The sequence below is a fragment of the Rhodococcus mengyinensis genome (assembly GCF_048381435.1).
In the GTDB taxonomy this organism is placed as follows: Bacteria; Actinomycetota; Actinomycetes; order Mycobacteriales; family Mycobacteriaceae; genus Rhodococcus_F; species Rhodococcus_F opacus_D.
On the sequence record NZ_JBLWIT010000162.1, the window covers coordinates 41,262 to 53,802 of the forward strand.

Here is a 12,541-nt window from a genome sequence, read left to right on the forward strand (position 1 = left end):
CACCGAGCCAGGCAGGGCGATCCGCCGGGAGTCAGTAAGACGGGGCCGTAGAGGCGCGAATGTCTCGTCTCGCCCATCAACCTCGCTGCGGTTCTCACCGCGTCTCGCATAGGTGGAAATGCGACAGCAACGAGACCTCATGACACGAAAGGACGTCCCAGTGCCGACGTTGAAGTTTCGGCGGCGATCGCGCCGCGACGAGTACGACACTGAAGTGATTGGTCAGCCCGCTAACGGGGAGAGTGATCGCCGCGAGGCCGACGGCTGGGAAGACGGGCCGCAGATTCACCCGGTCGTAATCTGGGCTGCGCTCGTGATCGCGAGCATCGTGGCATTGGTCATCGGAGTCGCGTGCTTCGTCACGAGTTTCAGTGCCATGCAGGCGCTCGTAATCGACTTTGGCGCCGACAAGAGATTCGCCTGGCTGATCCCGGTCATCATCGACGGAGCGATTGTCGGCTCGTCATTCTGCGTCATTGCGCTCTCGCAGCACCGAGACGAGTGGACCGTCCGAGGTCGGCTCTTCTTGAGGCGGGTCGAGTACACCGCGGCAGCAGTGTCGGTGATCATGAACAGCGGTCACGCCTACATGACCCAACATGAGATCTGGCGGGGGCTCGTTGCGGCTGCAATCGGGGCACTTGCGCCCCTGTTTCTCCTGGCGATGACCGAGGCTGTGGAGGTCCTGATCCGAGCGCCTCGGAGAGTCGCCAAGACCCCAAACCGCGCCGCACACGCGACCGCTCCTGACGGAACTCTGGAGCCGGAAGCGCGGGGGACAACGGACAACTCGACCGATCCGATCGACGAGTGGGACGGAGGTCCTCGCCAGGGTGTTCTCGGTCTGGTCCATCCATCGTGCGAAGACGCTGGCGATACGGATTCCGGTGCTCTGACTCCCCGCAGCGGTGGCTACGAGTCACCCTACGACTTCGTCCTTCCTGCTCCGCTTCCGGAGCATGCCAGCGTAGACGAACGGCTTGAGCGTGCGCTCACGCTCAACGCCATGCAGGTTCAGCCCGACGATATCGCGACCCATGTCGGCCGTTCTCGAGCGACCGTGTACAGGTGGCTCAAGGAAGCGCGTGAATCAGAGTCGCGCCCCATGGTTCCAGCAGGCCGTCTCGTCGGAGCGGGAGTGTAGTGACCAGTCCGGTGCGGCCCCGCCCGAACTCGTTCAGGTCGGGCCGCCGGGCTCCACACTGAATCACGAGCGAAAGTAGGCACTGTTGAGCGACCCAGTTGGTCCCGTACCCAGCGCGATACGTAGCCGCCTCCCGTAGCAGGTTCATCGAAGGTCGCTGTCATTTTCAGAAGTCGGCTGCACGTCGTCAACACCCGACTGCATTCGCGTGGACCACACCGATCAAACGAGTAGCGGTGTCCGTATTGGCCCTGCCGGCAGTACCGAGGTCGAGCGCCTGGGTGTCAAAGTGTCGAACCTGAGTAGGAGGCCTCGTCTTCGACCAGGCACGACTGGAAATTGAGGCTCGCGTGAGCAGAAGGAGCGAAGGGTAGATTGAACGTCTCGGATCGGGCAGCAATAAGCCCAGAACTCGAGCGTGAGAGTACCGACACCGCACGGGCCACGGCGCCCTCCGTCCGCGACATACGGACGATGGAAGAAGCGGTGAGCATTCTTGATGCGCTGTCAGTCATACTCGCGGAATCGGATTCGAGTGATCGCCCTGCGATGGTAAGGACCTACGCCGATCGCCTGCATTCGTTCGTCCTGTCGAACCATGCAACGTCCGCCGACGAGTTTCGGTCAACCGCGTGCGACGAATGGGTGTCCGAGCTGCGAAACGGCCTCGCCGGTCAGAAGGTGATATCTCCTCCGCTCTCGGCCTCAGATTGATGCGAGGTGTGTGTCCGATAGGGTTGATCCCATGGTTCACGGCCGGGTCGAGGAATCGTCGATTCGGAACACGTTCGGGTGGGGTAGGGGAGAAACCAATGACATTTCGGCAGAACGCTGTCCGCACGGTTGCAGTCAGCGCCGCCGCGGCCGCGCTGGCACTCGTCACCAACGCGGTTGCAGCGGCGGACGTTCCGCCGCGCACGCCGGGTATTATGGGCGACGACATCGTGCAGCTCGACAACAGTGGACCGTGCAACGGACCGATCCACGTGGATTTCGAGACCAGCGCTACCCGGCCAGGAAACCTCTCCGTACTGCTCACTCCGCGCGGTACTTTCGGGGCGAGCCCGGCGTGTGCGACGAATATTCAGGTCGATTGGATCAACGGGATCGCCCCGTTCACACACACCCTGCGCGTGCCGGTAGACAACGGGGCCACCAGGATCGACGTGCCGACGGGTGCCGGCGTGAGCCTCGTCAATGTCTCGAACTTTCCGCTCCGGGCACTGGCGATCAGCAGCTACGTGCTGGTCCCGTAGTCGAGGCGCCTCATCTCGACTGATTGATTCGGAGGGGCCGAGCTCTCAATCGGCCCCTCCGAATTTCACGCTGACAGTTCATCCTCCGCCAACTCGGGCTGCGGTGCCGCGCCAGCGCGTTCATTGCGCGCGAGCTTGAGGTTCTCGTACAGGGCCGTCTTCTTGAGGTCGTAGCCCGCGCACAGGTCATCGACGGTGAAACGGCCGGTCTCGTGGTCCCGTAGCAAGAGATTGCGGCGGAGCGGTGACAGTTTGTGCTGTTTGCCGCGCATCTTGCCCTTGGCCTTCGCAACCTCTACGCCGGCCTTCGTGCGCTGACGATTGAGGTCTGACTCGAATTCGGCCATGATCGCCAGAAACCCGATGAACATCTTGCCCATCGGATCAGTTGGGTCATACACCGTGCCGTCGATGTTAAGGGCTACGTTGCACTCGACGAGTCCGTCGACGATCTGGTGGAGGTCGCGGGCCGAGCGTCCGAGGCGGTCGAGCTTGGTCACCACGAGCTGGTCGCCGCTGCGGCAGACTTCGAGCGCCCGGGCGAGCGCCGGTCGTTTCCGATTGCGGCCGGTGTAGCCGTGATCGGTGTAGACCTGAGCGCCGTCGACGCCGAGCTTGCCGAGCCATGCAACTTGGCCGGCGACGTCTTGTCGGGCGGTCGAACACCGTGCGTAGCCGATTTTCATGCTCGTCAGTATCGCCGAACGGGCCGACATCTCAGATCGTTCGTTTTCCGGCGCGTCTTACCGGAATTTTCAACCGGACATCTATAACGAACGGGTCGGAGTCGACTCACCAGCCGTAGGTTTGTCAGTTTCAGAAGTCGGCTGCACGCCGTCAACAGCCGACTGCACTCGCGTGGACCACACCGATCAAACGAGTAACGGGTGTCCGTTTTGTCCATGACCAAAACGAAATCTGGGGACAGCAGAGCGGCTTTGAACCGGTTTTGCCTGCTCGACCGGGGCTCGGCAACAGCTCATTGAAGCGCGAGCCCACGTCTGATGTGGCCGTACTGTTTTGGCATGGCGATCCGGAAGCGTTCCTCGACGCCGAGGTAGTGGTCGTCCTGTTCGGACGGCGGCATCGATGTCGAGTTGCATCCGGTGGAGCTCACTGCGACCGAGGGCAGATCGGGTTCCGGCTGAGCAGGGGCGGCATACAGTGGTCGACTGAGGTCCGGCGATAATCGCATACGTGAATGCGCGACTGTCTGAGCCGGATTACCAACTGGTGTGGCCAAGGAGCCTGTTTGTAGCGGAGTCGTCCAAGCTGCTGAATGTCCGCACTGAGCCAGACTGGGATGATCGCTGCCTCCTGTTGCTGACCGATGCGTTTGTAGGTGACTACGTCGATGGCCCGACTGCCGAGTTTGGTCGGATCGAATCTGAATCCATCGATCCTTGGAGCAGGAGGCCTACTGCTCTGACGCCGCGGCAGAAGTTCCTCAAGGACCTGATGGCGGACTCAGATCTCCTCCACGAGAATCCTCCGCCGAAGCGGCCATACTGGCGTGACCGCCAGGGCTACTCATCAGACCCTGCAAATGCGCGGTGGTCGATCGACATGGTTGCGCGTGAGTTCGCCGTTCTAGTCCATGAATTGGATCTGGCGTGTTACCTCGACCGACGGTTCGGAATCAACTGTGAAGAAGAATCTCGAGGCAACCAAGCGGCGACCGTGATCGAGCGAGAGCTCGGCCTGACGGACGTGTGGCCACTTAATCCGAGGGCGCTCGCTGACGACCCTGACCTGTTCTACACGCTCGTCGAGTTTCTTCATGATTGTGTCGCCCGTCCACGCAAGCCGGTGTTTTTCCACGGCTGGAACGATTGCGGTTGGCATCGGGAAGAGTTCGACATCGAGACGGGGCGAGCGGTGTACCGCTGGCGAGTCAACAAGCTCTTCGACCGCAGCGATATCGGTTTGCGGATGGCCGATGAGGGTGAGGATGTAGGTCGACTCGTGACGGTTACTGACGATGCACGTGCCGAACTCGTGGAGGCCGTCGTCCATCGTGGGGACAACGAGCCGACGACCGACCAGGTCCGCCACGCACTAGCACTATTCCGAGACAGAAGTGCAGACCGAAACCAGAAACGCTCTGCTGTTGCCGCCCTCGCGTTGGTGCTGGAGGAGCGTCGTCATGACGTCCTCACCGACGTGATGACGAAGACAGATCGAGGTGCATTGTTCGAGATCGCAAACGGATTCCACATCAGGCATCAACGAGCCGACCAGAAGCGCGACTACCCGGACTACTACCTCGACTGGGTCTTCTGGCTCTATCTGTCCAGCATCGAACTGACGAACCGCGTTATCGACGAACAACGAGCCCTACGACCGACTGGTGGCCGATCGCATGGGGCTTGATCAGCGTCCCGGGATGGAATGGCGAACGGACGCTGGTGGGTGAAGAACGGCGACGAGCCGGTCTTGTTTCCTCGGTCATTGTCGGTCACAAGCGGCGGATGACCTCAACCGTCAGCTACTGGCCATAGTGGAAACGGGGTAGACGTAGGCATGGCCGACTAAACGCGCGGGCGTCGTGGAGGAGTTTGGCGCCGTCGGCACGTGACTCGGAACCGATCGCCGCTGTCGCCGGTGTTGTTTACCGCGGTAAACAACACCGGCACGGTGCGATTAGGGGCGGGGGCTGGTGAGGACTTCGAGCAGCGCGTGCAAGCCATCCTCATCGAGGTACTCGAGCAGTGCATCGGCAAGGGTCGCCGGATCGGCATCCATGCGACGGAAGGCTTTGGTGACCTTTGCCGCCGTCGCGGGAACACGGTCAGGCTTTCGCTCGACTGTAGAGTTGTCCTGTTCGCTCTCGTGTGCCTGATGCTCACGCTGCCGTTCGGCTTGCCACTTGTCGACTTGTTCCGCCTGCGGAACCTGCGCGAGGGAGCGTGCGGTACGAATCGCGAGTTCACCTGTACGAATGGCCGTTTGGAGTTCGGGGGCCAATTTGAGCAGCGCCCGTCGTTGCGAGATCCATCCCTTGGACTTGTTGAGTTTGAGGGCGGCCTTCTCGACGGTTCCACATTCGACGACCATCAGTTCGACGGCCTTGGCCTCTTCGATGACGTCGAAGTCTCGCCGGCCGACGTTCTCGATCACCGCCGCCGCCAGCAGTGTTATCCGGTCCGCGGCGACCTCGTCTTTGACGACGATGTCTAGGTCCGGGCGACCGAAATTGGCTGCGGCGGCAAGGCGCCGGCAGCCGTTGATCACGATCCAGCGGGCGAGGCCGATCTCGGTTTCGTCTTCGGGATACAGCCGCAAGTAGGCCGATCTGGTGACCACCAGAGCGGGCTGAAGCTGGGTGCCGGTGATCGAGACCAGGTCCGCGAGGTCGCCGAGGTCGTCGCGCGGGTTGCGCGGGTTCGGTGCGAGTTCGCTCAGCGGCACGCTGGTCGGCGTCGCGGAGATTCCGTTGCTCGGCCGGTCGACGGGGGAGTTGTCGCCGACGGCAGCTGCGAGGGTTGCCAGGTTGGTGCGGGATCCGCGCGCCATCACCGACCACCGTCGATTCGCAGCTCGAGGGCGAGCCGGTAGAAGTCCTCGCGGGCCTGCAGTGCAACGCGGTTCGCCGGGTATTCGGTGACGACCAGGCCGTCGGCGCTGGCCCGGGCGTGCAGCTTGTAATGCCGGATGACGGTCTTGGCGAGCGGCCACTTGTTCGCGCGCACGAAGTCCTTGGTCTCCTCGAGGTCGGACTTGCCGTCGCGGGGATCCCAGTTGTTGATCACCACGGTGTACGGGATTCCGCGGGGCTCGAGGATCTTTCGGATCGTGCGTGCGGTCGGGTCGAAGGATAGAGGTTCGGTTTCCATCGGCACGATGACGTGATCGGCAACCTCGAGGACCGTCCGCAAGGCATCGGCAGCTGGTCCACGGCCGAGGGGGTCGGAGGTGTCGTCGGCGGCGTTGAGGTCGATCCAGCCTGGGGTGTCGACGTACGTGTGGCGGATGCCGGGCAGTTGCCCCAGCTGGCGGAGCCCATTGAGGTCGTCGTGGGCCTGAACGACATGGAATGGCAGATTGTCGAGACGGTCGGCCCACCAGATCGCCGAACCCTGTGGGTCGACGGAGACGGCTGCCACGGGGGAGGTGGCATCGGGGTCGTCGTCTTGATTGAGAACATCTGCGGTGACGGCGGCGAGATTGACGGCGACGGTGCTCTTTCCGACGCCGCCCTTCTGATTGAGAAGGACATGAATGGTCATGAGACCCTTTCCGTTTGCTTCACCCACCTGGTGCGGGCTACTTCGGACGGGTACGGACGGTACGGCACCGAGGGGTCGATATCGGGGATGACACGCGCATGCATCGGTGTGATCGCTGACGTTGTTTACCGCGGTAAACAAAACCAACCTGGGGTCGGGTTTGTTTACCGCGGTAAACAAACCGCGTCAGTGCGCGTTCAAGCTTCCGTTGCGATTGCCTCGACCAGTGCGGTGGCAGATGCGATCTTGGCGGCGGACTTCGACGAGGCATCGGCTATGCCTGTGCATCCGGCGAAGTGCGCGGTGGCGGTGAAGTGGGGTGCGTGCGCGGGACCGTCGGTGTGGAATTCCCACTCGGGCTTCGGGAGCTGTTCGTTCTGGGCGAGACTCATCAGCCAGGCGACCGGGTTGGACAGCGCCTTGCGCTTCTTCGTCTCGGACAGGCCCGTAATCGTGGCAAGCGGCACGCCGGTCGCACCCTTGATTGGGGTCCGTGCGAGGGAAGCGTCGGCGACGTCCCCGCGCTCGGCTTCCGGGGTTTGCGGCGGGAGCGGCCATTCCGGTTCCGGCTGAGTGTGGTCGGCGTCGGTGAGATAGGCCCGCAGCGCCGACCAGAGCGCTGCCTGTTCGGCCGGTTTCTTCGCCGTTGCCGTGACCCACGGCCCGCGGACGCCGAGGTGGGTGGCGCGGGCGGCGAAGGTTCTATTGTGGTCGGCACCGCGCGCTTGGTGATCGACCGTGGGCTCTGGTTGGTCGGGGTGGGCTTGTCGCCACACCGACGACACGCTCGGTCCCATCTCCGGGTGGGTGTCGGTCAAGGTGTCGACGATCAGGAGTTGGATCGGACGCCAGGTGGGATCGGCAATGTCGACGAGCTGTGCGACGTCGGCGACGGTCAAGGCGTCGGTGGCGAGCCGGCGGCCGAGTTCGGTGGCGATCTCGTCGCGAAGTGGTGCGGCGGCTGCGGTTTTGAGGACCTTGTGGAAGGTGCGGGCATCGAGGGCAGTGAGGTCGCGTGCTGCCTCTTGGGTCACGATGCGTTGGTCGGCGTGTTTGAAGTGGTTCTTCTTCGCTTCCCGGGCGGCGCGGGTGCGTCGGTTCAGGTCGGCGCCGAGGGCCGCCAACTGGTCCGGGGTGTAGGGGGTGGGGAGTGATCGAGGTGGGCGAGGATGATTCGTTGGTTGATCAGGTCGGCGACCCGGCGTAGCGGGGAGGTGACGTGGGTGTAGGCGCTGAGCCGTAATCCGTAGTGGCCGTGCTTAGCGACTGATCCGGAGTCAGCTGCCACTATCTTTGCAGGTCACGGTATCGCGAACATGCTCTCGACAGTCCCCGCAACCGGGTACGAACAGCGAAACCATCGCCTTTGCGTTATGGGTTGTCGCCGAAGAGCTGCGTGACGTTGCGTTCCCTTTCGCGCTTCACGTTGGCCCGTGCGCCGTCGAGGGATCTCGTGAGTCTGGTTCGTTCCTTCTCCGACTCCGCCAGGCTTCGGGTGAGATTCCTGATCAGCTCGCGCAGTCGTGTGTTCTCCTCGACAAGGTGGACGCCGTCGGCGTCATAGAGCATCCCGGTGAGGGCGCTGACCTGCTCGTCACGCCGCTGAATCCCTGACCTGAGCGAGGTGACAACTGCCTCGGCGTTGAGTGCTCGTTCGCGCCAGGATGCGGTCTGCGTATCGAGCGACTCCTCGGCCCTTGTGGTCGCTGCCCGGACTGAATGCTTCCGTGCGTCGAGGACTGCCTGAGTGAGCTCGGGCCGCTTCTGGCTGTAGATGAACGTTCGTCCAACCCCGGCGAGAGTGCACACATCAGCAACGGTGAACGGAACCCCCGCCTTCACGAGTCGTGAAAGCGCCTGGCGCACCCTATCTTCACAAGCTTTCGACTGGGCAGTGCGCCGCGCAATTGCCTCAGCTGGCCGTCGCTCCGTGGCCATCGTCACCGCCTCCCACTTCGTTGGAATTCTGATCCAATTCTCCTGCCGTCCAGCCGATGGAGAACACCGGGCTGAAGTAGTCCTGGGCTGGACTTCTCAAGTCGAGTTGTTCTGCGGCCTCCAACAGGCCGGCGTCCTCGAGCGCTTCCCTGAGGCCGTCGATCACTGGTTCCCACTCGCGCCACTGGCTCAAGATGTACTCGCGCGCCTCCTCGGTGGGTGCTCCCTCCGCGAACTGGTAGTCGGCGTCTCGTTTCCGTTCCCAATACGCGAGATCCGCACCGGTGAGGGCGAAGTGCTCACACACGCCGCCAGGTCCGGTGGTGCAGTTCTTCTGCTTTGGACAGAGCGCGCCACCAACGACCGGGCCGTATCGGCAGAGGCCGTGCTCCACGGGCACAACCGCAAGGTCTATTCGAGCGGCAGTTGACGTGCTGTCGGCAAAATCGCTGGGTTGCGCCACGATGGCGCCAGGCTTACTGGTGCCTGGCCCGCCTGCCCAGAACATCTGGAGGTGGCGGACGGTGGTTTCGTCGCTGTACCTTCCGTAGAAGGCGAGAGCGGCATCGGAGAAGTGCCCGAGAATCTGCTGAACGAGCTTTGGTGGTGCCCCGTTGTCGAGGAGGGTGGTTGCCATCGTCGCACGTGTCCGGTGCGACGTCACACCTGCGACTCCGATCTGTTCCAGCCACGTCATCCACGAATCTTGAAAACCGCTGAAGGAGAATGGTATAACCAGGTCAGGGTTGCTGCTCGGGCGTGGAAACAGCGGCATCTCCCGGTCCCAATTGGTCTCCAACGCCGTCGCCTGGCGCTTTCCGAGCTTCGACAATTCCTTTGCATACCGTTGGCGCAGTAGTTGCCGGGTTTTCTCTTGCCGCTTCAGCAGTCTCTGATAGACGGGTTGGTGGCACGGAATGCCGTAGTCAAGTTGACCTGCTTTCGATATGTCCCGCCACAGGTAGGGCTGCATCGCGCCCACAAAGCCGATACATCCGAGGCGTAGCGTGAGTGTCTCATTGATTCGCCCGCCCTGGAATGCATGAGTTACCCAGATGTCGGCGATCCCAACGTCGTTTGTGTCCAAATCCTCGAGCTTCGTGATGCTCTCGTCCGATACCAGACGCATGAACTCCTCGTCGCTGAGCGGTCGTGGGCGAGGACTGGTCTTCGGCCTGGAGTACTCCGGAAAGCGGAGGATGAAGCTCTCCGTCTTACGCGCGATCGTATTGTGGTTCAACGCGTGAAGGAGAACGATTCGTGCGTTCGTGGTGAAGTTGAACCGTGCGCGAACCAAGGCGGTGCGCTCGTCCTTGACTGGGCGATTGGGCGGCTTGATGCACGGGACGTGAATATTTTCTGATACCCAGATATTCCAGAGATCGCCGAGTGCCGCCGAATCCTCGCTGGTGAGAATTTCTGCCACGTTGCCGCCGTCCTGACGGATTTGGCGGAGCATGAAGGACAGGACGATCACGCTGGTTATACGTAGTTGGATGGTTGGCAGCGTGGCACGCTTCCCGTTGGTTGCGAGTGCCTGGTCGGAAAGATAGTCCCACAGAACATCTCGAAGCCATCGCTGTGACACGTTTCGAAGATCAAACAGGTAGCGGCGGTGTCGCACCGACGATGATTGGAAGGGCTCGCCACCGACAAACACCGGGTCGAACACGCCAGCATCTTTCGCCGATTTGGCGTCGAGGAGTAGCGGCCGGGCCGCGATCGGCAGGTCCGTGAGTACTCGTTTGACCATGCTGCCGCGTTTCGCTGCGCCCGCGATGGCCTCGACACGTGGATCGGCCAAGGTCTCAATGCCCTCGGCTGCGAGTCGATTGAGTGCTTCCCTGATGTCGAGCGGACGCCACTGGGTCCGGTTCGGCGCCTTGGCGTGTCTATAGATGCCGTACCGGACCTCTCTTTGAACGTTGGCCGGAAGGTCCGAGAGTGAGAGCAGGCCACGACTCTCGTGCGGCTGCATTGCATCCCCGGCGTCTTCCCTGGAGAACCATTCCTCGGCTTGCCGCCGTGTGGGAGGCTTCGTCAATGACTTGCGCCAGCGTGACCACACGTGCTGGTGTCCGCGGCAAACCCGCCGACTGGCGGCGCCTACCCCAATCGTCATCGTAGCGTCACGCACACAAACCCCGAGTTCGCAGCAGGCGAAAGGAGGAAGTGGAACTGCAGTTGACAGCCAGTCGGGCCGCGGTATGCCGCACTCCGATGCCCTCATTCTCGCGTTGTTGTGCTGCACGCAGAGTCCTCGTGTCACTGCTTCACGATGGGACCCGCACACCTCGCAGTCCCTACCGCGTTCGAGGGCCCACCCGAACCGTAGACTCCGTTGTGGCTGAGCCTGTTCGGCGAACTCATCGAGCGTCAATCTGTCCTTCGCCTGAAGGTACTTGGTCGCGTGAGCCTCGCAGAGACGGAGCGTGTAGCTCCCGCACATCATTGCCGCGCAGTTTGGAACCCGGCACGCCCACCCAAACGTGTCGTGATCGGGCGGAAACTGGATCGGCTCGTTCTTCATCCACTCGGGGAAGAACTCGCTGGCGATGGTGTATCGCCGCTCGATGCTGAGGTTATCTATGTCCGAATCATGCGCTACTACTGTGAGTGTCGGATACCTGCTGGTAGTCGTTGCCACTGCGCCAGCCCTCACTTCCGGTCCGGCACGAGGTCGTGCTCTGCGCTCGGACGTGCAGTTGCTGTCCAGTACTGATCGAGGTGCAAAAGTACCGATGAGCTAGCCGACTTGCCGTAGAGCTCCGTGACCATTTCCGGTCTGGACCAGCCGAATTCCTCCGCCACTTCTTCGGCGTTAAAGTCCGTGACCGCATAGAAATCCGAGGCAGCCTTGTGGCGAAACGCGTGTGGCGTGACACGGGTCGGCAGCTCGGCTCGTTCCCCCGCTCTCCGAAGCATGCCTCGAACACCAGTTGTCGTGAGAGCAGCGCCCGGCGTTCGACCATCCGTGTGGACGAGTACTTGCTGGTGATCAATGAAGTGCTGGACGGTCTTGTATTCGTCGAGGAGGTACGCGTGGAAGGTGCTGATCATGTCGTCACTCACTGCACGAATGACACCATCAATGACATACCCTTCGGAATTCAGCTGAACCCGGCTCAACGCACCTGGGATCTTGGCGCGAGCACCGTTCGGATTGTCGTTGCGCCCCACCACGTGGATATGTGGATATCGGTGTTGCCCGCAGGGATGATCCGCAACGAGATGAAGGTCGGTAAACCTCAGTCCGCAAAGGCCTCCGACCCGGATGCCGGTGTCGTGCAGCCAGGTCACGATCATGACATCGCGAGCGCTTCTCAGGATGTCCGGTTCAAACAGGGCCTGCACAGTGGCGTCCGTAACTACCCGAGGTCTTCGCGAAGTTCGTTTCGGGGCTAGGGGATTCCTCTGTACGAAGGTGCCCCGTTGCGTGCGGGACGCTGGTGCGTTGAGCTTGCATACCAGGTCTTCGTTCACCGTCCCCGATTTGAGCAGCGACATGTAGAACGCCTTCACGACAGTTGCCACGTTGCACGCGGACGAGGCACCAAGTGGTCGCTGATCAGCACGTCTCCACGGCACAAAGATCTCCGCGCCCTCGTTGGTGAGCGCATTCATGTACCGACGCAAGTCGTCAAAGGTTACCGACTTCGTCTGGATGCCGTTGATGTGCAACCAATTCAGGTGGTCTACCAGACTGAAGGCATAAGTCTGCTGGCTTGCAGTGCCATACGACGCCAACACGCGCATCGAATCGTGATGGAGCTCCCCATCCGAACTAAAGATCCAATAGGAGATTTGCCCACCCCGGTGGCGAACCTGCCGAACGCGGTACCGCTGGCCATCGCTCTCCACGGGTGGCTCCTCATCTCGCGTACATCACATCTAGCACGTGTACGCGACATAGCAGTTGATGACACACCGCGAACGTCGAGAACACGCAAATGTCAGTCGCTAAGGCCGTGCAC

At 61.9% G+C, this 12,541-nt stretch carries 9 protein-coding genes and 1 pseudogene; 3 read left to right on the top strand and 7 right to left on the bottom strand.

What is annotated here, in order from left to right:
* The first annotated feature begins 160 nt into the window (after positions 1-160).
* Both ACNJ7E_RS43670 and ACNJ7E_RS43675 read left to right on the top strand, forming a co-directional pair.
* A complete protein-coding gene (locus tag ACNJ7E_RS43670) occupies positions 161-1,144 on the top strand; it encodes a DUF2637 domain-containing protein (protein WP_418342710.1) in 984 nt (327 codons plus the stop codon).
* An 812-nt stretch (positions 1,145-1,956) separates the two neighbouring features.
* A complete protein-coding gene (locus tag ACNJ7E_RS43675) occupies positions 1,957-2,400 on the top strand; it encodes a hypothetical protein (protein WP_418342711.1) in 444 nt (147 codons plus the stop codon).
* 65 nt (positions 2,401-2,465) lie between these two features.
* Here the strand turns inward: ACNJ7E_RS43675 and ACNJ7E_RS43680 are convergent, their stop codons facing one another.
* On the bottom strand, positions 2,466-3,086 hold the full coding sequence (locus tag ACNJ7E_RS43680; protein ID WP_242324515.1) for a recombinase family protein: 621 nt from the start codon (positions 3,084-3,086) through the stop codon (positions 2,466-2,468).
* A 511-nt stretch (positions 3,087-3,597) separates the two neighbouring features.
* Between ACNJ7E_RS43680 and ACNJ7E_RS43685 the strand changes: the two genes are divergently transcribed.
* Complete coding sequence (locus tag ACNJ7E_RS43685) at positions 3,598-4,773, top strand: hypothetical protein (protein WP_418342712.1); 1,176 nt, start codon at positions 3,598-3,600, stop codon at positions 4,771-4,773.
* Between the two features lie 270 nt (positions 4,774-5,043).
* On the opposite strand, the gene ACNJ7E_RS43690 is transcribed toward ACNJ7E_RS43685, so the two are convergent.
* The 6 genes and pseudogenes from ACNJ7E_RS43690 to ACNJ7E_RS43715 form a co-directional block, all read right to left on the bottom strand.
* Positions 5,044-5,916, bottom strand: coding sequence for a ParB/RepB/Spo0J family partition protein (locus tag ACNJ7E_RS43690; RefSeq protein ID WP_418342713.1), 873 nt, complete (start codon positions 5,914-5,916; stop codon positions 5,044-5,046).
* Positions 5,916-6,629 (bottom strand): nucleotide-binding protein, encoded by a 714-nt coding sequence (locus ACNJ7E_RS43695; RefSeq protein ID WP_418342714.1) that lies wholly within the window; start codon positions 6,627-6,629, stop codon positions 5,916-5,918. Before ACNJ7E_RS43695 ends, ACNJ7E_RS43690 begins: the two co-directional genes overlap by 1 nt.
* A gap of 197 nt (positions 6,630-6,826) precedes the next feature.
* Positions 6,827-7,887 (bottom strand): annotated as a pseudogene (locus ACNJ7E_RS43700) (double-stranded RNA binding motif domain-containing protein); the annotation flags it as partial.
* Between the two features lie 113 nt (positions 7,888-8,000).
* Positions 8,001-8,438: a maltose acetyltransferase domain-containing protein gene (locus ACNJ7E_RS43705; RefSeq protein ID WP_418340357.1), complete on the bottom strand. Its 438-nt coding sequence runs from the start codon at positions 8,436-8,438 to the stop codon at positions 8,001-8,003.
* Between the two features lie 103 nt (positions 8,439-8,541).
* Entirely contained in the window at positions 8,542-10,545 is a 2,004-nt protein-coding gene (locus ACNJ7E_RS43710; RefSeq protein WP_418340358.1) for a tyrosine-type recombinase/integrase, read from the bottom strand.
* Positions 10,546-11,225: 680 nt separating this feature from the next.
* Positions 11,226-12,428 (bottom strand): tyrosine-type recombinase/integrase, encoded by a 1,203-nt coding sequence (locus tag ACNJ7E_RS43715; RefSeq protein ID WP_418340359.1) that lies wholly within the window; start codon positions 12,426-12,428, stop codon positions 11,226-11,228.
* Positions 12,429-12,541 lie beyond the last annotated feature (113 nt).